At 49.0% G+C, this 19,742-nt stretch carries 17 protein-coding genes; 2 read left to right on the top strand and 15 right to left on the bottom strand.

The genetic code is table 11. From position 1 onward, the window contains the following. The first annotated feature begins 64 nt into the window (after positions 1-64). Entirely contained in the window at positions 65-745 is a 681-nt protein-coding gene (locus ODZ53_RS15495; RefSeq protein ID WP_372678115.1) for a nitrogenase component 1 family protein, read from the top strand. Here ODZ53_RS15495 and ODZ53_RS15500 read toward each other — a convergent pair. The 8 genes from ODZ53_RS15500 to hemA form a co-directional block, all read right to left on the bottom strand. Continuing rightward, the gene (locus ODZ53_RS15500) at positions 742-1,551 is read right to left on the bottom strand and encodes a hypothetical protein (RefSeq protein ID WP_372678117.1); all 810 of its coding nucleotides are present in this window, start codon (positions 1,549-1,551) and stop codon (positions 742-744) included. The two genes, ODZ53_RS15495 and ODZ53_RS15500, sit on opposite strands and share 4 nt — an antisense overlap. A gap of 133 nt (positions 1,552-1,684) precedes the next feature. Then, positions 1,685-2,161 (bottom strand): GyrI-like domain-containing protein, encoded by a 477-nt coding sequence (locus ODZ53_RS15505; protein WP_372678119.1) that lies wholly within the window; start codon positions 2,159-2,161, stop codon positions 1,685-1,687. A 124-nt stretch (positions 2,162-2,285) separates the two neighbouring features. Next, the gene (hemL, locus tag ODZ53_RS15510) at positions 2,286-3,575 is read right to left on the bottom strand and encodes a glutamate-1-semialdehyde 2,1-aminomutase (protein WP_142495654.1); all 1,290 of its coding nucleotides are present in this window, start codon (positions 3,573-3,575) and stop codon (positions 2,286-2,288) included. 7 nt (positions 3,576-3,582) lie between these two features. After that, positions 3,583-4,557 carry a porphobilinogen synthase gene (hemB, locus tag ODZ53_RS15515; RefSeq protein ID WP_372678121.1) on the bottom strand — a complete coding sequence of 325 codons (975 nt, stop codon included), beginning with the start codon at positions 4,555-4,557 and terminating at the stop codon, positions 3,583-3,585. Next, positions 4,541-5,353, bottom strand: coding sequence for a uroporphyrinogen-III synthase (locus ODZ53_RS15520; protein WP_372678123.1), 813 nt, complete (start codon positions 5,351-5,353; stop codon positions 4,541-4,543). Before ODZ53_RS15520 ends, hemB begins: the two co-directional genes overlap by 17 nt. Continuing rightward, positions 5,350-6,279 carry a hydroxymethylbilane synthase gene (hemC, locus tag ODZ53_RS15525; RefSeq protein WP_372678125.1) on the bottom strand — a complete coding sequence of 310 codons (930 nt, stop codon included), beginning with the start codon at positions 6,277-6,279 and terminating at the stop codon, positions 5,350-5,352. Before hemC ends, ODZ53_RS15520 begins: the two co-directional genes overlap by 4 nt. A gap of 24 nt (positions 6,280-6,303) precedes the next feature. After that, positions 6,304-7,122 carry a cytochrome C assembly family protein gene (locus ODZ53_RS15530; protein ID WP_012685522.1) on the bottom strand — a complete coding sequence of 273 codons (819 nt, stop codon included), beginning with the start codon at positions 7,120-7,122 and terminating at the stop codon, positions 6,304-6,306. Between the two features lie 100 nt (positions 7,123-7,222). Further along, positions 7,223-8,587, bottom strand: coding sequence for a glutamyl-tRNA reductase (hemA, locus tag ODZ53_RS15535; protein WP_372678128.1), 1,365 nt, complete (start codon positions 8,585-8,587; stop codon positions 7,223-7,225). Positions 8,588-8,820: 233 nt separating this feature from the next. Between hemA and ODZ53_RS15540 the strand changes: the two genes are divergently transcribed. After that, the gene (locus tag ODZ53_RS15540; RefSeq protein WP_372678130.1) at positions 8,821-9,762 is read left to right on the top strand and encodes a DMT family transporter; all 942 of its coding nucleotides are present in this window, start codon (positions 8,821-8,823) and stop codon (positions 9,760-9,762) included. Between the two features lie 49 nt (positions 9,763-9,811). On the opposite strand, the gene ODZ53_RS15545 is transcribed toward ODZ53_RS15540, so the two are convergent. From ODZ53_RS15545 to tig, 7 genes are all read right to left on the bottom strand, one after another. Continuing rightward, positions 9,812-11,164, bottom strand: a complete 1,353-nt coding sequence (locus ODZ53_RS15545) for a protein O-GlcNAcase (protein ID WP_372678132.1) — start codon at positions 11,162-11,164, stop codon at positions 9,812-9,814. Positions 11,165-11,203: 39 nt separating this feature from the next. Further along, positions 11,204-11,851, bottom strand: a complete 648-nt coding sequence (gene yihA, locus ODZ53_RS15550) for a ribosome biogenesis GTP-binding protein YihA/YsxC (protein WP_012685518.1) — start codon at positions 11,849-11,851, stop codon at positions 11,204-11,206. Further along, positions 11,848-14,187, bottom strand: a complete 2,340-nt coding sequence (gene lon / locus ODZ53_RS15555) for an endopeptidase La (RefSeq protein ID WP_199929045.1) — start codon at positions 14,185-14,187, stop codon at positions 11,848-11,850. The genes yihA and lon overlap by 4 nt, the downstream gene beginning before the upstream one ends. 247 nt (positions 14,188-14,434) lie before the next feature. Beyond that, positions 14,435-16,132: an ATP-dependent protease LonB gene (lonB, locus tag ODZ53_RS15560; RefSeq protein WP_372678135.1), complete on the bottom strand. Its 1,698-nt coding sequence runs from the start codon at positions 16,130-16,132 to the stop codon at positions 14,435-14,437. Positions 16,133-16,328: 196 nt separating this feature from the next. Beyond that, positions 16,329-17,594, bottom strand: a complete 1,266-nt coding sequence (gene clpX, locus ODZ53_RS15565; RefSeq protein WP_012685515.1) for an ATP-dependent protease ATP-binding subunit ClpX — start codon at positions 17,592-17,594, stop codon at positions 16,329-16,331. 20 nt (positions 17,595-17,614) lie between these two features. Beyond that, entirely contained in the window at positions 17,615-18,196 is a 582-nt protein-coding gene (gene clpP / locus ODZ53_RS15570; RefSeq protein WP_007722241.1) for an ATP-dependent Clp endopeptidase proteolytic subunit ClpP, read from the bottom strand. A 131-nt stretch (positions 18,197-18,327) separates the two neighbouring features. Beyond that, positions 18,328-19,620 carry a trigger factor gene (gene tig, locus ODZ53_RS15575; protein ID WP_372678137.1) on the bottom strand — a complete coding sequence of 431 codons (1,293 nt, stop codon included), beginning with the start codon at positions 19,618-19,620 and terminating at the stop codon, positions 18,328-18,330. Positions 19,621-19,742 lie beyond the last annotated feature (122 nt).

The following is a 19,742-nucleotide window of genomic DNA, read 5'->3' on the forward strand; positions in this document are numbered from 1 at the left end:
ACTGACCCTTAGGATTGGACAATAACCCTTGTTCCAAAGAACATGAAAGAGGTGCAGCTAGTAGATGGTATACCCAAAAACAGGTTCCGTGATCGTCAGGGACGGCAGAGAAATGACGTACACGCACATTCAGGCAAATCAGACGCCATCTCGCTCCGTCTGTTTTTTCTTTCCCGGAGCCAGCTATTCGTTCGACAGGCCTTATCTGTATTATTCTACCATGCTTTTTTTGAACAAACAGATCGATCTGGTCCATGTACACGCTTCGTATGGAAAAGACATCCCTGATTTCGAAACCAGCTCATTCGCAAAACGCAGCGCTTTGATCAGCGAGGATATGCAAACGGTTGTCTCCCAGGTACTAGATAAGCAGGAGTATGAACGTGTTTTCTTTCTCGGGAAATCACTCGGAACAGTTCCGATTGCATGTTCTTTGCTCAAAGAACCTCGTTTTTCCCGTTCGTCTGCGATCTTGTTGACTCCGTTGCTGAGGGAGGATTTGGTCGTGGCAGACTTGCTTGCGCTGGAGCAAAATGTCTTTCTCGTCTCAGGTACTGCCGATCCCCACTACCATCAGCCTACTCTCGAAAGAATCATTACTTACAAGCCAAATATTCATCGATGTTTGCCACAAAACGCAAAACACTCCCTAGACATCGGTCTACAGGTTGACCTTTCCTTACAAGTCTTACAAACTATCATGGATAAACTTGGTTGTTTTTTGGACAAGTCGCTGGACAATTAAGCATAACGCTTCGATACCCGCTTCAACACTTTTTTCATTTGCTTGCGTCTGCATTGCAACACTTTTTGGATGAATTTTTTTTCGGACTTTTTCAGACACCCTTTCGGTACCCTTTTGATCGCTTTTTTGATTTCTGAAGTAGGCAAAGATTGGATTTTTTTCACCATCTTGTCAAGCTGCTTTCGATTTTCCCGTGTGAACCGTCTCAATCCGCAGGGAATTCGTTGCTTCTTTTTGTCTCCGGTATGCAAGCAAAATTTGTACGCTTTTTTACAGGAGAACCTATTCTTTGCTCTACGAAGATTCCATTTAGCAGGATTGCCAAACAATGACATGCCGTGATCGATGCCATACCATTTGTATTTCTTCCATGATTTTCTTCGGTAGAGAATCAAGTTGCGATTCGAACGGTCCGGGTTAAGAATCCATGCATCGAAAGCCACCAAACGTGCTAATTTTTTGGCATTCCTGATATATTTGTGCGGTTTTTTCTTTACGTATAACTTCGCCTTTTTCCAAGGAATAACCTTCCTGGCATTGGCTTTAACAGAGACAAGACCGCGCTTAATATACCCTCGTGGTCCTCTTACACGAACCTGTAATACTTTTGCAACGGGTAACTCGAGTTTTTTGGCTAAGTATGCAGCAATGTATTCGTTCGCGACAAGAATACGATAACTCTTGCGATGATGTGCCCGGACATTTGATTTAAAATATCCTTCCCGATTGTTCCGTTTGTGAACACTCCAAATCAACCGACCGTAACGCTTGCGCAAGTGCTTTCGATAACGCCATTTCAATTTCACCACACTTGTCACCCCTGTCCTGTTTTATACAGTATACGAGTCTGGATTCCAATTGGTGAAACCAAACGGCCAACACCTCCCGCTTTTGGGTATAAAAGGTGTTGGCCGATTAGTGATGCTGCTTCCTGTTCTTTTACCGAAGCGGGATAAAAATTTCATACGCATTGTCGACGCGAGCAGACTCATGCACAGAGGGAACATAACGCTGGTCGTAGCGCTCCATGCGAAGAGCTTGGTCGTCCACTTGATGACCATTCTCGTTGAGCCAGCCAAACAGACTGTGGTATGTGTTTTGGACCTGTTCCATCGGTCCTGTATGAGTAAAACGAGCGTATGTCTTCGCTGGGATGGTGAACCCCACCATGCCCTCAGGGATATGCTCAAAACGCTCTACCTCTACCACAATGTACTCGGTATACATTTTGTGCGTCCGATTCTCGTCGCTGATGTCGTAACGTACATCTGGTGAAATCGCGAGAGGGATCTCATCCTGACGCTTCAAAAAAGTCTCCCATAGTTTGGGCATGTATTCGACAAGCATTGGAAAAGAACCGGAGAAGCTAAGCCCAATCAGATGTTTTTGCGGTACGTGAACAATCGTCCCTTCCATCTCTCCACCTCATTCATCTGCGTTTTACCTCGTATTTTGACAATTGGTGGAAAAATCCTGCAAGAATGCAAAAAAAGCACCTCCCGCCAATAAGACAGGAAGTGCTTTCTCCATTTCGTTGCTTTTATTCAAACGCTTTTTTCATCGCTTGGTAGCTTGCTTCAATCGTCCGTTCGATATCTTCATCCGTATGAGCCAAGGAAACGAACATACCCTCAAACTGGGACGGCGGGATCATGACGCCTTCCTCCAGCAGATAGCTAAAGTATGCCGAGAAACGCTCCAGATCGGATGTTTTCGCTGTTTCATAGTTGATCACCGGCGTCTCTGTGAAGAACAGGCAAACCATGGAGCCTACGCGATTGAGCGTGTGCGGAATGCCCAGCTTCTTAGCATTGTCAGCCAAGCCTTCAGCCAAACGAGCGGACATCTTCTCCAAGCGCTCGTAAGCGCCTGGTTTGCTGAGCTCTTGCAAGGTAGTCAAACCAGCAGCCATCGCCAAAGGATTTCCTGACAGCGTCCCTGCCTGATAGATTGGCCCTGCTGGAGCCACTTGCTGCATGATCTCCCGTTTGCCGCCGTATGCACCTACTGGCAAGCCTCCACCAATGACTTTCCCCATCGTTGTCAAATCCGGAGTAATGCCGTACAGCTCTTGTGCACCGCCCAGTGCTACACGGAAGCCAGTCATGACTTCATCGAAAATGAGCAGTGTCCCATGTTTCTCCGTAATTTCACGCAGCCCTTCGAGGAAGCCTGGCTGTGGAGGAACAACCCCCATGTTGCCCCCGATTGGCTCCACAATAACTGCTGCCAGATCATCACCAAACGCTTCAAATGCCAGTTTGACGCTTTCCAGATCATTGTAAGGAACCGTAATCGTGTTGTGTGCTGTTCCTTCTGGTACACCTGGGCTGTCTGGAAGTCCTAATGTAGCCACACCGGAACCAGCTTTGATCAACAGGCTATCGGCATGACCGTGGTAGCAGCCTTCGAACTTCATGATTTTGTTGCGTCGGGTATAGCCACGCGCGAGGCGCAGAGCGCTCATCGTCGCCTCTGTACCGGAGTTCACCATGCGCACAACTTCCACAGATGGCACGATCTCACAAACGAGCTTTGCCATTTCTGTTTCCCGCTCAGTCGGTGCGCCAAAGCTGGTTCCAAGCGCAGCTACTTCCGTAATCGCTGCAAGGACACGCGGGTGCGCATGACCCAAGATCAACGGACCCCACGAGCCGATGTAGTCAATGTAGCTGTTTCCATCTACATCAAAAATGCGGGAGCCCTCTCCTTTTTCGATGTAAACAGGATTGCCTCCCACGCTCTTAAAGGCACGAACCGGACTGTTTACTCCGCCTGGTATGTAATGCTGTGCTTCTGCAAATAACTGAGTAGATTTTTCTCTATTCATCTCGTGCTCACCTCGCCAGCCATTTTGCAACATCTTTTGCATGGTACGTAATGATCATATCTGCACCTGCGCGTTTGAAGCCAACCAATGTTTCCATAACGATACGCTCTTCATCGATCCAGCCATTTAAAGCTGCCGCTTTTACCATGGAATACTCGGCACTCACATTGTAAGCCACGATCGGCAGGTTGAAGTTCTCACGCAGACGAAGAACCATGTCCATGAACGCAAGACCTGGCTTGACGATCAAGAAGTCCGCGCCTTCTTTAACATCGGAAGCTGCCTCGCGCAGACCTTCACGTGCATTGGCCGCGTCCATTTGGTAGCTTTTGCGATCGCCGAATTGTGGAGTGGAGCCTGCCGCATCGCGGAACGGCCCGTAGAAGGCAGAAGCGTATTTCACCGCATAGGACATGATCGGAATGTGCTCAAAACCAGCCTCGTCCAAAGCTTCACGGATTGCAATCACGAAACCGTCCATCATGTTGGAAGGTGCAATAATATCTGCTCCAGCTTTTGCTTGGGAAACGGCAGTCTGCCCCAAAAGCTTCAAGGTTTCATCATTCACAACTTCGCCTTCGTGAATGACACCACAGTGACCATGGTCGGTGTATTCACACAGGCATGTATCTGCAATCACGATCATTTCCGGATGGGCTTCCTTGATCAAACGCATCGCCTGCTGGGTAATCGCATCATCATTGTACGCCTCTGTTCCGCATGCGTCTTTATTTGTTGGTACCCCAAACATCAGAACAGCTTGAATTCCCAGAGCTACGATTTCCTTCATCTCTTCGGCCAGCGTGTCCAAGGAGAGCTGATACACACCTGGCATGGACGGAATCTCGTTCTTAATACCGGTTCCTTCCACTACGAACAACGGATAAATCAAGTCTTCCACCCGTACGTGGTTCTCCCGCACCAGATTGCGCATAGCCGCACTTTTGCGAAGGCGGCGATGACGGTCAAATGTTTGTGCCATGTCGATTCCCTCCCAGATTCTCTATGATAGCTGCTAGTAATCCTTCCACGGTGTACTCACTTGCTACTGCATGAACAGAAAGTCCGTTTTGCTTTGCTGTATCTGCCGTTATCGGTCCGATACAGGCTATCTGAACGTGCTTGAGCCAGTCTAACGATGCATAGGGCTCCATCGCTGCCATGAAATGCGTCACCGTTGAAGAGCTGGTAAACAAGATGATATCAATGAGACCTTGCTGTAGTTTTTCCGCTGCTTCTGGAGCGTGCTCTGCATCAATGACAGTGTGATACACGTCTACCTCTGTCACAGCAAGCCCCAAGCGAGCCAACTCCTTTGGCAATGTCTTGCGCGCAATATCTGCACGAGGCAGCAGAACGCGCTGACCAGAGTGCAACTGATCATACAAGCTCGACAGCAAGCCCTCCGCGACGTAATCAGACGGGATGACAGCTACTTCGAGCCCGTGATGCTCAAGCGCCTTGGCCGTCTTCGGACCGACCGCAGCAATTTTGCCAGTGAACGCTTCAAGGCCAACCCCGACCTCGCGCATGCGCTCCAAGAAGAAGCGCACGCCATTCACACTTGTGAAGACCACCCAGTCGTATGTTGGCAACTGGGTGATGGCTTCGTCGATCTTGGCAGTGTCCGTCGGCGGCATCATTTTTAGCAGGGGAAATGCGTATGCTTCTCCACCCAACCGCTCGATCTGTTCAACAAGCTCGCGAACTTGACTTCTTGCCCGGGTGACCATGATGCACTTGCCAGTCAGCGGCTTGTGCGATCCGTGGACAATCATTGCTCATTCTCCCGCAATACTTCCGCAAGTACGTCTCCCGCTCCTTGCGCCAGAAGTGCTTCTGCTACTTGAATGCCCAGCGCTAACGGATCCTGGCCAGTCGCCGTGTTTTTGAACATTTGCTTCCCATCTGGGGTGCCAACCATTCCGGTCAACGTAATTTCATTGTTCTCTCCAACTGTCGCATATGCGCCAATCGGCACCTGACAGCCCCCTTGGAGCTTGTGCAGGAAGCTCCGCTCTGCCGATACGGCCAAACGCGTCGGTGCGTCATCAAATTGCTTCAAGAGAGCGAGTGTCTCCTCATCGTCTGCTCGGCATTCGATGGCAAGCGCACCTTGACCGACTGCTGGCAAGCTGATTTCAACAGGCAGGAACTGCGAGATTTCCCCTTCAAAATTCACGCGCTCAAGTCCAGCTGCAGCAAGGATGATCGCATCAAAATTTCCTTCTGCAAGCTTACGCATGCGCGTATCAATATTTCCACGCAAAGATTCGATTTGAATATCAGGGCGATATGCGAGAATCTGTGAAGAACGGCGCAAGCTACTGGTCCCTACCAAAGCTCCCTGTGGTAATTCATCCAACGTCTTGCCGTCCTTGGAAAGCAGGACATCTCGAGGATCAACACGCTTCGGAATCGCGCCGATTACCAAGCCCTCTGGCAATTCAGCAGGCATATCCTTCAAGCTGTGTACCGCAAAATCGGTTTCCTTATCGAACAACGATTGCTCGATTTCTTTGACAAACAATCCTTTTCCGCCAACTTTGGACAAGGTCACATCGAGGATTCGATCGCCTTTCGTCACGATTTCATGCAATTCAAAATCAGCCTCAGGTGCAAACCCCTTCAGTTTATCTACGACCCATTTCGTTTGAGTGAGCGCCAATTTGCTGCGACGCGTTCCCACTTTCCATTTTCCCATGACAGCCTCCTTGATGAACAGCTCCTACCACCAGTCGTGAAATGTAGAAGTAGTGAAGCCTAAAAAATTGATAAGCAGTAACAAAAACGCCACGACGTTCCACTGCGCGAGTCTGCGCATCTGCATCGTATCCCGATAGCGCTGGTACAGCCACAGCGAATAGATCGCAACAACCAGCACGGAGAGCACTACTTTTGAATCTAGCAGAAATTTCTCCGGCAAAACCATTTTACCCCAAATAATCCCTAATACAATCGAGAGCAAGAGCATCGGTACACCCAGCATGTTCATTCGGTACGCGTAGCCTTCCAATTGATCGAGGCTAGGCAAACGCCTGAGCAACGGTGACCACCGTCTTCCCTTGAGCATTTTGTGCTGGAGCAAGTACATGGCCGAGAAGATCATCGAGAGCGAGAACGCCCCGTAGCTGAACATGGCCAGTGTCACATGCGTCAGCAATAGCTCAGAGGTCAAAATGCTCGATACAGCCTCAATCGGCGTTTCCGGTAAAAACATCGACATGACGAGCACGACAAACCCGATAATATTGGTAAAAAAGACCAGCAAATCAATCCGAAAAAAATAGTGAATGGCAAGCGACAAGCCTACCAGCACCCATGAATAAAAAAAGAGTGTCTCAAACAGCGTAATGACTGGAAAATATCCCTTCATGACTGCTTGCGAGACAAAAAATGCGGTTTGCAAGGCCCAAACGACAACAAGCAACCCGAAAGCCAGACGATTGACTTTCCGGTTGCTTTGCAAGAAGTCGTTAAAATAGAAGAGAACACTTGCAGCGTAGAGAAAGATCGTCAAGTCGTAGATCCATCTCACCTCGGCCATGCACTCTCTCCCCCACTTTCCCAATCGGTTTCTAACAGTGCGTGTTCAAAAAGTTGGCTTTTTGAACAACCTCTAGTAGCAGATAGATTGTAAGGTCAGCTTAGTCAGGGAACCGGGAAACCAATACTTGCTCCCGAGAAGAAGATGTCTGTTTATTTTTATCGTTAGCCCAGATTGCTTCCTGTTCTTTTCGTTCCAGGATCTCCTCCAACGCAAACATTTTCTCGAAAATATCCAGTACTTCTTCCCCATCTTTGGTAGCTGCCATTTCTTTTAAACGCACGACCGGATCGTGCAACAGTTGATTGACAATGCCCTTGGTTGTCTTGCGGATGATGTGCATATCCCGCTCAGACAGGTTCGGCAGCTTGTTTTCGATTTTTCGCATCGCTTCGCTTTGGATCGCATTTGCCTTGTCGCGCAATGCGGCGATCAGTGGTGCTACGCCAAGCGTCTGGTACCAGGTCGTAAATGCCACGATCTCTTCTTGAATCATGACATCCAGCCGTTCCGCTTCACGAGAACGTTCCGCAACATTACTCGCAACGATGCCTTCCAGATCGTCAATATCATATAAAAATACGTTATCAAGATCATGCAAGTCAGGATTCAGATCGCGAGGAACTGCGATATCCACCATGAACAACGGACGATGCTTTCGTTGTTTCATGATCGGAGCCAGTTCTTTTTTGCCGAGGACATAACCTGTCGCTCCGGTCGAGCTGATGACGATGTCTGCTGTGAGCAGTGCCTCAGGCAGCTGCTCCATCGTACAGGAGTCACCCTTGAACTTCTCTGCCAAAAGCTGCGCTCGCTCCAATGTACGATTCGCAACCATGACGCGTTCCGATCCATTTGCGTGCAGATGCTTGGCGGTCAGCTCGCTCATTTTGCCCGCTCCGACGATCAGGACAGACTTCCCTGCAAAGGAACCGAAGATCTTTTTCCCCAGTTCGACAGCAGCGTAGCTCACAGAAACCGCATTTTGTCCAATCGCTGTCTCTGTATGGGCACGCTTGGCAAACGTAATCGCTTGCTTGAACAAGGTGTTGAAGACAGTCCCTGTCGTTTGATGCTCCTGCCCCAACAGGAACGCATCCCGGACTTGTCCGAGGATTTGTGTTTCTCCCATTACCATCGAATCAAGACCGGAAGAGACGCGGAACAAATGCTCGATTGCCCGTTCGTTCTCTTTTATATAGAGATGATCCTTAAATTGTTCTTTCTCCACGCCGAACCATTCAGCCAAAAAACGGCGGGTATAGTCTCGGCCTATATTTGCCTGGTCGCAAACGACGTAAATTTCCGTCCGGTTGCACGTCCCCAGGATGATACATTCTGCGATACTCTTCGTCTGGGAGAGTAGATGAAGAGCGCGTGCTGTCCCATCGTCGCTGAATGTAAACTTTTCGCGAATTTCGACAGGAGCTGTTTTATAGTTTAAACCCAGCAAAAGAATATCCATAATGTCCTCCCAGAATAACAAACCTGTTAACGGCATATGTAAAATGCACTATTATTATATCATTATGTCCCGAATCGGATAGGAGTAATTGTGAAAAGTTTTTTAACGGAGCGCACTTTGCGTATCTCCTATATAATCCGCTTGCGTTCCTTCCGGGAATCCCTTATGATGTCGCCTATACATGAAAACCGAAGAAAAATTGTGAAAATGTCAGAAAGGAGAGGAAAGAAGCTTTGAGAAAACCTTGGATGGCAGATATAACGCTGCTCCTCGTCGCAGTTATCTGGGGAACTACGTTTTTGATCGTACAGCAGGCAATCGCATCGCTGCCTCCCAATACGTTTAACGCTGTTCGTTTTACCATTGCTGCGTTATTTTTATTGATCATCTATTTCATCCGCAATCGTCATCGTGGGCAAACCCCTGAATGGAGAGGGCCACTGCTTCGTGCAGGCGTCATTCTCGGCTTTTGGCTCTGTCTGGGATACGCCTTACAGACAGTAGGACTATTATATACTTCGCCGTCCAAAGCTGGCTTTATCACTGGATTAGCCGTCGTATTGGTGCCGCTCTTCTCGTTTTTGCTCTTGCGTGAGCGCGTCAAGCCTTTCGCTATCTTCGGTGTGATTCTGGCAGCATTCGGCTTGTATTTGCTGACGCAGAACCAGTCATTCTCCTTTAATCTCGGTGATGCTCTGATCTTCGTCGCTGCCATCTGCTTCGCCATGCAAATCGTCTTTACCGGTAAATACGCACCTCGTTTTGCAGCATTGCCCCTTGCCATCACGCAATTAGGCACAGTTGGTGTGATGAGCTGGCTGTACGCCTTTTTCTTTGAGGATTGGAGTCGTGCTTTTGATCCGGCGATTTTGTTCATACCCGAGGTGGCCTTTGGTTTGATCGTCACTTCTATTTTCGCCACGGCACTGGCCTTTCTCGCGCAAACGGCCTTGCAAAAGCAAACCAGCTCGACGCGGGTCGCTCTCATTTTCGCTTTGGAGCCCGTATTTGCTGCAGTCACCTCCTACGTCTTTATTCATGAAATATTAAGTGGAAGACAGTTAACCGGATGTCTCCTGATTTTCACCGGCATGATTCTCGCTGAGCTGCCGATTCAAGAATGGGTGCGGAATTTCCGTCAGAGAAAGCCAAATGACGGTCGTGAATCCGCCTGATGCGAAAAGCAAAAAAGTTCCTTCTCCCCTGCGGGAAAGGAACTTTTTTTTATGAGCTCTTCTTAACCTCTAGCATTACGGCATCCACAAAAAGCTGCATAACGGGTCCACACACTTCTTGCGGGTAACGCTCCGTTCGTTTGAGCCACTGTTTGAGACGGAGCAAATGATAGACTGCTTGTGGCAGTCGCCCTCTTGTCCCATGATCGATGAGAGCAACTGCCGACAGACCGACTTTGGTCCACAGATGGAACTTCTCCACCCACGGCCTCGTTTCTGCTGCAAGCTTCTCATTCGCCATCCCTGCCAACAGCTTGTTTGCCGCCGCCTCCATCTTCTGAAAAAGAGCCGTCAAGTCCGCAATGGCCTTTTGTCGATCTCCTTCCAAGAAATGAAAGCGGAAGGTCAGAATCGCTTCTAGCAATCGCGGCGATTCCACCTCGCATAAAAACGAGCTTTGCACGTTATTCGCAAAGGTGAAGAAAGCATCCGCATCCTTTTGTCCCGCTACTTCTTCGACCGCTTGTTTCCATACCGTCTCAGGGTCGTAGCCGATCGGATCTCGCAAATAGGCTGCCGTCGTAATCAAAGGAATCTTCGAGCATTCTGGTCTAGACATCGCATTCGCCACATAGCCTGCTGCGTATTGCCACAGGTCAGGGTCTCGGTGACGCAATGGACCGATATGTAGTTCGTTCGCCATGGCCAAATCATTCACCGGGTAGTTGTCCCAATAAAATGGCTGATGACCGGTGTACTCTTGAAAGCGAATCGCATCACCGTCCGTCAGGTAAGGCGAGCAGACGAATCGTCCCGTCCAGAACAAATCGATTTCTGGCGGCAAATGCTTGCCGAGGTACATGATATACGCTTCTTTTCCTATCCCGTTGTATTGTGTAGGACAGACAACCAGCTTGACTGAATCGCCCCAGCTGCGTATCAAATCCCACACATAAAGCGTCGTATGGGCATGCGCCTCCGCCAAATGGGCAAACTCGGCTACATCTTTCTCATGCAACAGGTGCATGGGGATATCATCGAACAATAGCGCAAAATAACGCACACCGCGATCATACAAATCCCGATACTTCTTACCTAACAGCTCCAAGTGCTGACGATTCGTATATTCCATGCTAAGTCCGGGACCCAGACAATAAATAAACTGCATGTTGTAAGTCTTTGCCCGCTGGATTAGCTCATCTAACTGTTGATTGGCTTTCACAGGAAGCGGCTCCATCCAGCGTTCCCTCAGATACTCGTCATCTTTGGGAGCGTAGAAATACGCGTTGTAATCATATCGGTGCAAAAAGTCGATCATATCCAGCCGCTCTTCATGTGTCCAAGGTGTTCCATAGAAGCCTTCGATCACACCACGTACAGCAAAGCAAGCAACCCCGCTCACTTAGATGCTCCCTTCCCCACGACGAATTGGGTCTAAGAATTACTCACTGGCTGGAGCAATCTCTTCTGCCCTGGCAGCCGTCTCCCTTGCCATTTCCTCACCAGCACGGATACGACGCATGATTTCTGCCCACAGCTCATCCTTGCCTTGACCTGTCTCCGAGGAAAATACAATGATCGTATCATCCCCGCGCAAATTCAGGCTTTGACGGATGATCTTTGTATGCTGTAGCCAACGCCCGCGAGCGATTTTATCACCTTTCGTCGCTACGACTACGGTAGGGAGCCCGATTTGCTTGCACCAATCGTACATCGCAATATCGTCTTTACTCGGAGCATGGCGAATATCGACCAGTTGAATAATGAAGCGAAGCTCATTCCGGTTTTTCAAATAACCCTCGATCATTTTTCCCCATTGTTCCTTGATCGTCTTCGCTACCTTTGCATACCCATAACCCGGGAAGTCAACGAAGTAGAGCATTTGATTGACACGGAAATAGTTCAATGTCTGGGTTTTACCCGGACGAGAACTAATCCGGGCAAGCCCTTTGCGATTCATCATTTTATTGAGCAACGATGATTTTCCTACGTTAGAGCGTCCTACCAGCGCGATCTCATGGAGGCCATCTGTCGGATACTGCTTCGGTCCAACCGCACTGATAATAAACTCTGATGATGTTACTTTCATGCTTTGTCACCTACTGGCTGTTTAGTTAGCGCGTGACGCAGCACTTCATCTAAATGGTCAACTGGATAGAATGTCAGTTCACCGCGTACGCTCTCCGGGATATCCTCGATATCTTTCTCGTTGTCTTTTGGCAAAATGATCGTGGTTAAACCTGCACGGTGAGCGGACATGCACTTTTCTTTCAGCCCGCCAATTGGCAGTACCCGACCTCGCAGTGTAATCTCCCCAGTCATCCCCACCTCTTTTTTCACAGGGATTTTCGTGAGGGCGGATACGAGTGCGGTTGCCATCGTAATCCCAGCAGACGGACCGTCTTTTGGAATCGCCCCTTCCGGAAAGTGGATGTGGATGTCGTTCTTCTCGTGGAAGGCAGGATCGATTCCCCACTGTTCTGCACGGGAGCGAATATAACTGAATGCAGCCTGCGCAGATTCCTTCATGACGTCACCCAGTTTCCCTGTCAGGGTGAGCTTTCCTTTTCCAGGCAAAATGCTGACTTCTACATTCAGCGTATCTCCGCCTGCTTGTGTCCAAGCCAGACCCGTAACGGAGCCGACTTGATCTTTTATCTCCGCCAGACCGTAGCGGTAGCGCGGTTTGCCGAGCAGCGTCTCCAACGTTTTGACCGTAACCACGACACGCTTTTTCTCACCGCCCACAATCAGCTTGGCAGCTTTGCGGCATACGTTTGCTGCTTCGCGATTGAGGTTTCGAACTCCCGCTTCCCGCGTGTACAAACGAACGAGCTTCAGCATCGCATCGTCGTTCATCTTCAGCTTATCTTTGCCCAGACCGTGATCCTGCATTTGCTTCGGCAAGAGGTAATCACGCAAAATGTTCAGCTTTTCCAGTTCGGTATAGCTGGAAATCGAGATGACCTCCATCCGGTCCAAGAGCGGACGCGGAATCGTATCGAGACTGTTTGCGGTCGTAATAAACATGACGTTCGTCAAATCATAGGTCTCTTCGATATAGTGATCACTGAATTTATCATTTTGGTTTGGATCTAGCACTTCAAGTAGGGCAGACGCAGGGTCTCCGCGGAAATCGGACGCGAGCTTGTCGATCTCATCCAGCAAAAAGACAGGATTAACCGTGCCAGCTTGCTTCATTCCTTGGATGATCCGTCCTGGGAGAGCTCCTACATACGTACGACGGTGACCGCGAATTTCTGCTTCATCTCGCACTCCCCCCAAGGAAATGCGAACAAATTCACGCCCGATTGCACGCGCTACAGAACGGGCCAGAGATGTTTTCCCGACACCCGGAGGACCAACCAGACAAAGGATCGGTCCACGCATGGAGTTTACCAGCTTTTGTACTGCCAAATACTCCAAGACACGCTCTTTTGGTTTATCCAAGCCGTAATGATCTTCATCGAGAACTTGCTGTGCATGATGAATATCCAGATTGTCTTCTGTCGTCTTCGTCCACGGTAGCGCAAACAAGGTATCGATATATGTGCGGATGACTGAGCCTTCCGCAGAAGTCGCCGGCATCTTTTCCAGACGCTCGAGCTCCTTCTCGATCTTCGCTTTGATCCGTTCAGGAGCGTCCGATTTTTCGAGCCCGGCACGCAACTCATCTACTTCACCTTGGCGGCCATCCTTGTCGCCCAGCTCTTTTTGGATAGCTTTCATTTGCTCACGCAGGTAGTATTCCTTTTGCGTGCGCTCCATCTGTTTCTTCACGCGGTTGCCGATCTTGCGTTCCAGCTCTAGTACCTCGCGCTCGTTGTTCAAAATGGTCAAAAGAATTTCGAGACGTTCCTTGATGTTGGTCGTCTCCAGAATTTCTTGTTTGTCCTTCATCTTGAGTGGCAAATGGGAAGCAATGACATCGGCCAAACGTCCTGGTTCCTCAATATCCTGCACAGAGGTCAGTGCCTCTGGCGAAACCTTTTTGGACAGCTTGATGTACTGCTCAAAGTGGCCCAGCAAGGAACGCATTAAAGCTTCCACTTCGTTTTGCTCTGTTTTTTCATCTTGCAAATATGTAATCGACACGACGAAATAATCTTCCTGCTGAAGATACTCCTCGATCTTCGCGCGTTGCAAGCCTTCTACCAAAACACGGATTGTCCCATTTGGCAGCTTCAGCATTTGTTTCACACGCGCAACGGTACCAATCTTGTAAATTTGCTCAGCATCTGGCTCTTCTATGTGGACCTCTTCTTGTGTCGCAAGCAAAATCTTGTTATCGTCTACCATGGCTTGCTCCAATGCGCGGATGGACTTTTCCCGTCCAACGTCCAAATGGAGTACCATTGTCGGATAAACAAGCAATCCTCGCAACGGGAGAAGCGGTAATTCTCGTTTACCGGAACGTTCGCCCAAGCGGATGCACCTCTCCTTGTTGATCTACCCTCTTACAAAGAGCCTTATAACAGACAAAAACGGCCCTCAAAGCCGTTTTTTAAACGCCCACCCGGCCCAAAAAACGAGACAAAAAAGATCATACACAATCATTTTTTGTGGAGCTCGTTTCAGGCCGGGCAAGGCCTCTGGCTCTTTGCAAGCAGAAGCTTTTTTCCATTGTAGCGCAAACACAATCCGATGTCTAATCCGCGAGCATACCCGACTGTTACAGGGATAGCGGAGAGGAAGCGAGATCCTCTTCTGGGATTTGCAAAGTAAATCCCGTCGCCTCCTCTTCTTGCATGGTAGCTTGCGGTACAGCTAGCTCGATTACTTCAGAGACTGTAGACACCGGAATGACTTCGATCCCTTTCATGTCCGTAAAAATACTTTGCCAGTTTTCCTGTGGAATGAGGACTCTGGTCGCTCCCGCCTGTTTGGCGGCTTCCACCTTTGCCACTACACCCCCAACTGGCTTTACCTTCCCATGTATACTCACTTCGCCAGTCATCGCCAGTAAATTATCGACAGGCTGATTCACAATCGCCGAGTAGATCGCAGTGGCAATGGTAATGCCCGCAGAAGGCCCATCGACAGGGATGCCTCCCGGAAAATTGATATGCAGATCATAATCATACGGACGAACGCCCATTCTGCTCAAGACAGTCAAGACGTTTTCGATCGAGCCTTTTGCCATCGACTTTCGGCGAATCGTCCGGCTGCGGCTGCCCATCTCCTCTTCCTCTGCCATTCCTGTCATCGCCATTCGACCTTGACCAGAAACAGCTGCGGGTGAAGCAGTCACTTCAAGCTCCATCACACTACCCATGTTTGGACCGTACACAGCAAGACCGTTGACCAAACCGACCTGCGGTGTATCATGCACCTGTTTTTCGGGGCGAGGTGATTTTTGACTGCTGTGCATTACCCATTCCACATCGGCAGCCTGGATGTCTTGGCGTTCTTCCGTCAAGGCAATTCCCGCGGCGATTTGCAAGGTATTGATCGCTTCACGTCCATTGGTCGCGTAGCGCTCGATCACAGAAACAGCGCTATCTTCTATATTCATATTCATTTTAGGCACGGCTGTACGCACGATACACCCAATTTCCCCAGCCTTTAATGGACGGAAAAAGATTTCCAGGCAACGGGAACGAAGCGCAGCAGGCAGTTCTTCTGGCAGCCTCGTCGTCGCTCCAACCAGACGAAAGTCGGCGGGTAAACCGTATTTGAAAACGTCATGAATATGCGAAGGAATTTGGTTGTTTTCCTCGCTGTAGTAAGCACTCTCCAGCATGACTTTACGGTCTTCGAGAACCTTTAGTAACTTATTCATCTGAATCGGATGAAGTTCCCCAATTTCATCAAGAAAAAGCATGCCACCGTGCGCTTTCGTCACAGCACCTGGCTTTGGCTGCGGAATCCCTGCCTGCCCAAGCGAGCCTGCCCCTTGATAAATCGGATCATGTACGGAGCCGATTAACGGGTCAGCAATCCCACGCTCATCAAACCGCGCAATCGTCGCATCGATTTCAATAAACTTGGCATCAGAAGAAAACGGTGATAGCTGATTTTTCTTCGCTTCTTCCAGTACGACCCTAGCCGCTGCGGTCTTGCCTACACCTGGTGGTCCATAAATAATGACATGCTGTGGGTTGGGACCGCACAAAGCGGCACGCAACGCGCGAAGCCCATCTTCTTGTCCTACAATTTCTTCCAAAGTCGCTGGTCTTGTTCTCTCTGACAGAGGTTCTGTCAACGCAACCATTCTCATTTTACGAATGGAATCAAGATCCTTGCGCGATTCCTTTTCGGTTGAGGTTTTCGTGTTTCTCTGCGCTCGCAGCAAGTTCCAAAAGTAGGTGCCGATCACGATACCAACAACCACTTCAATGACAGCAATGACCAATGTCGTATAGTCCATATGCAGTCCCTCCCATGCGTCTTCGCTTGCGGTCAACTTTTGTCCTCCGAAGAGAGAGGAGCACGTTCATGACCGTATTGTGCATATGTAAAGCTTCTCTTGAACGATATCAAGTAGTATTGCCCCGCAAGCGTAGACGTAAACCACCAACAAAAAACCACCTCGCTGATAACGAGATGGTTTTTGTAGACAATGCTTAGGCTGTTTCTTCGTGCAATTCCTGGCCTTCTTTGGTCAACAGTTGCGGCTTCACTTTATCGCGTACCGTTTCTTCGGTAATGACACACTTGTTGACGTCTTCTCTGGAAGGAAGCTCATACATCATATCGAGCATGATTTGTTCGATAATCGCACGCAGTCCGCGCGCACCAGTGTTGCGCTTAATCGCCTCTTTGGCGATTTGCAGCAGCGCACCGTTATCGAACTCCAGCTCAACACCGTCGAGACTCAGCAGTTTTTGGTACTGTTTCACCAAAGAGTTTTTCGGCTCTGTCAGGATACGCACGAGCGTCTCCTCATCCAGCGGCTCCAAAGTAGCCAGCACTGGCAAACGACCAACGAACTCCGGAATCAGACCAAATTTCAGCAGGTCTTCCGGCAAAATGTATTTCAGGTATTCTCCGGCTTTCAGATCGCCTTTTACGCCATCGCCGAAGTCTGCACCGAAACCGATAACTTTTTTACCCAAGCGACGCTTGATAATCTGCTCGACGCCATCAAATGCACCGCCGCAGATGAACAAAATGTTCGACGTGTCGATTTGGATGAACTCTTGGTGAGGATGCTTGCGTCCGCCTTGTGGTGGAACACTCGCAACGGTACCCTCCAAAATTTTCAAGAGCGCTTGCTGAACGCCTTCACCAGATACATCACGCGTGATGGATGGGTTTTCCGATTTGCGGGCTACCTTATCAATCTCGTCGATGTAAATGATTCCTTTTTCAGCCTTCTCCACATCATAGTCAGCAGCTTGAATGAGCTTGAGCAAGATGTTTTCAACGTCTTCGCCCACATAGCCTGCTTCTGTCAGAGAAGTTGCGTCCGCAATCGCGAAAGGTACATTCAGAATGCGCGCCAATGTTTGCGCGAGCAACGTTTTCCCGCTACCAGTCGGACCGATCAGCATGATGTTGGATTTTTGCAGCTCCACATCCTCGATCTTCGCCCCGGAATTAATCCGTTTGTAGTGGTTGTACACCGCTACAGACAAGGATTTCTTCGCCATATCTTGACCGATGACATAGTCGTCCAAGATTTTGCGAATTTCCACTGGCTTTGGAATTTCTTTCATATCGATTTCTTCTTCAGTGCCCAGTTCTTCCTGTACAATTTCATTGCACAGTTCGATACATTCGTCACAAATGTAAACACCAGGACCAGCTACCAGCTTGCGCACCTGTTCCTGGGACTTGCCGCAGAAGGAACACTTCAGTTGGCCTTTGTCGTCGTTAAACTTAAACATGCGCTTCACCTCACAACGGGTCAGTTTTTGCGTTCGATAATAGAGTCAATCAATCCGTAGGCCTTTGCTTCTTCTGCACTCATGAAATTGTCGCGGTCTGTATCTTGCTCTACGCGTTCATAAGGCTGACCTGTCCGCTCAGACAAAATCTCATTCAGCTGGCGCTTCGTTTTCATAATCCATTCCGCATGAATGCGGATGTCTTCTGCTTGCCCACGCACACCGCCGAGCGGTTGGTGAATCATCACCTCGGCGTTTGGCAGAGCAAAGCGCTTGCCTTTTGCACCAGCAGCCAACAGGAAAGCACCCATACTGGCAGCCATGCCCACACAAATCGTGGACACATCCGGTTTGATGTACTGCATGGTGTCATAAATGGCCATTCCTGCTGTAACAGAGCCACCTGGAGAGTTTATGTATAGCGATATGTCTTTGTCCGGATCTTCTGCCTGCAAGAATAGCAGCTGAGCGACAACCAGATTGGCGATTTCATCATCAATCTCGGTGCCCAAAAGAATAATCCGGTCTTTCAGGAGGCGCGAGTAAATATCGTAGGAACGCTCTCCCCTGCTTGTTTGCTCGATGACCATAGGGATTAACATTATGTATTTTCCTCCTTTGCCGAAAAAAGTCAATGGTGGAAAAACAAGGCACGATACACTCGTGCCTTGTGGTCTTGACAGCCAGCGTCAGGGTTAGCCTGCCCTCTGACCAATCATGCGTTCTTCTAAGCTTATGCTGTTACTTTGCTTTCTGCAACCAGCAAATCTACTGTTTTGCGAGTTTGCACATCGCGGTACAGAGCAACCATGCCATCTTGTGCGGAGAAGATTTTGCGCAGCTCATCTGCTGGGCGGCCGTATACGCCAGCCAGTTTATCCAGTTCTGCGTTTACGTCTTCTTCTGTTGCTTCGATGTTTTCCGCTTTGCCAATTGCTTCCAAAGTCAAGGAAGTGCGAACACGGGATGTTGCGTCTGTACGCAATTGATCACGCAGTTGGCTCTCATCCATGCCGGAGAACTGGTAGTACAGTTCCAGCGTCATGCCTTGGTATTGCAGACGTTGACCAAATTCATTAACCATTTGATCCAATTCATGCTCAACCATTACTGCTGGCAAATCGATCTCAGCGTTTTCAGCTGCTTTCAGAACGAGTTGCTCACGAACATATTGATCTTTTTCTTGCGCTGTTTTTTCTTCGAGTTTTTTCTTGGTGTCTGCTTTCAGCTCTTCCAGCGTGTCGAACTCGCTCACGTCTTTGGCAAACTCATCATCCAAAACAGGCATGTTTTTGCGCTTCAGGCTGTTCAGTTTCACTTTGAATACCGCTTCTTTACCAGCGAGGTTAGGAGAGTGGTACTCTTCAGGGAAAGTTACGGTAATTTCTTTTTCTTCGCCGATGTTCAAGCCAGCCAGTTGCTCTTCGAACCCTGCGATGAAAGTACCGGAACCCAGTTCCAGAGAATAATCTTCCGCTTTACCGCCTTCAAAAGCTACTCCGTCTTGGAAGCCTTCGAAATCGATTACAGCGATATCGCCTGTTTGTGCGGCACCCTCTTCTACTGCTACGAGCTCAGCATGACGCTCTTGCATGCGCTTCAGTTCAGCGTCAACGCTCTCTTCTGTTACAGAGAAGTCTTTTTCTTCGATGGACAGACCTTTGTAGTCGCCCAGCTTCACTTCAGGCTTCACAGTTACAGTCGCTTTGAAGATCAGGTTTTTCCCTTGTTCCATTTGCGTTACGTCTACTTCTGGACGATCTACTGGCTCGATACCAGCTTCACGAACAGCTTGTCCGTATGCAGTTGGAAGCAGAATGTCAAGAGCGTCTTGGTACAAAGATTCTACACCAAAACGGGATTCGAACATTTTGCGTGGTACTTTTCCTTTGCGGAATCCTGGAACTTGAACTTTTTGAACCACTTTTTTAAACGCTTGATCCAATGCTGCGTCTACTTGCGTAGCATCTACTTCAATCGTCAGGACTCCCTGGTTATTCTCTACCTTTTCCCAATTTGCTGCCACGTAAACTTCCCCTCCTAAATCGAATAACAGAACATCGCCAGCCGCGCCATGGTATCTTCGCAGGCTCGGATGATAATATTCTAGCCATTATAACCATTCTAGTATAGCACAAATCTTTTAGT

Source organism: Brevibacillus sp. BD137 (assembly GCF_041644655.1).
In the GTDB taxonomy this organism is placed as follows: Bacteria; Bacillota; Bacilli; order Brevibacillales; family Brevibacillaceae; genus Brevibacillus; species Brevibacillus brevis_D.

Bases quoted from the DNA above. Each gene is read 5' to 3' on its own strand.
- ODZ53_RS15505 (WP_372678119.1), bottom strand. From the start codon at position 2,161: ATGGAAGGGACGATTGTTCACGTACCGCAAAAACATCTGATTGGGCTT.
- clpP (WP_007722241.1), bottom strand. From the start codon at position 18,196: ATGTTAATCCCTATGGTCATCGAGCAAACAAGCAGGGGAGAGCGTTCC.
- lonB (WP_372678135.1), bottom strand. From the start codon at position 16,132: ATGGACTATACGACATTGGTCATTGCTGTCATTGAAGTGGTTGTTGGT.
- hemC (WP_372678125.1), bottom strand. From the start codon at position 6,279: ATGGGAAAATGGAAAGTGGGAACGCGTCGCAGCAAATTGGCGCTCACT.
- yihA (WP_012685518.1), bottom strand. From the start codon at position 11,851: ATGAAAGTAACATCATCAGAGTTTATTATCAGTGCGGTTGGACCGAAG.
- hemA (WP_372678128.1), bottom strand. From the start codon at position 8,587: ATGGATATTCTTTTGCTGGGTTTAAACTATAAAACAGCTCCTGTCGAA.
- ODZ53_RS15520 (WP_372678123.1), bottom strand. From the start codon at position 5,353: ATGATTGTCCACGGATCGCACAAGCCGCTGACTGGCAAGTGCATCATG.
- hemB (WP_372678121.1), bottom strand. From the start codon at position 4,557: ATGGCACAAACATTTGACCGTCATCGCCGCCTTCGCAAAAGTGCGGCT.
- ODZ53_RS15495 (WP_372678115.1), top strand. From the start codon at position 65: ATGGTATACCCAAAAACAGGTTCCGTGATCGTCAGGGACGGCAGAGAA.
- clpX (WP_012685515.1), bottom strand. From the start codon at position 17,594: ATGTTTAAGTTTAACGACGACAAAGGCCAACTGAAGTGTTCCTTCTGC.
- ODZ53_RS15530 (WP_012685522.1), bottom strand. From the start codon at position 7,122: ATGGCCGAGGTGAGATGGATCTACGACTTGACGATCTTTCTCTACGCT.
- hemL (WP_142495654.1), bottom strand. From the start codon at position 3,575: ATGAATAGAGAAAAATCTACTCAGTTATTTGCAGAAGCACAGCATTAC.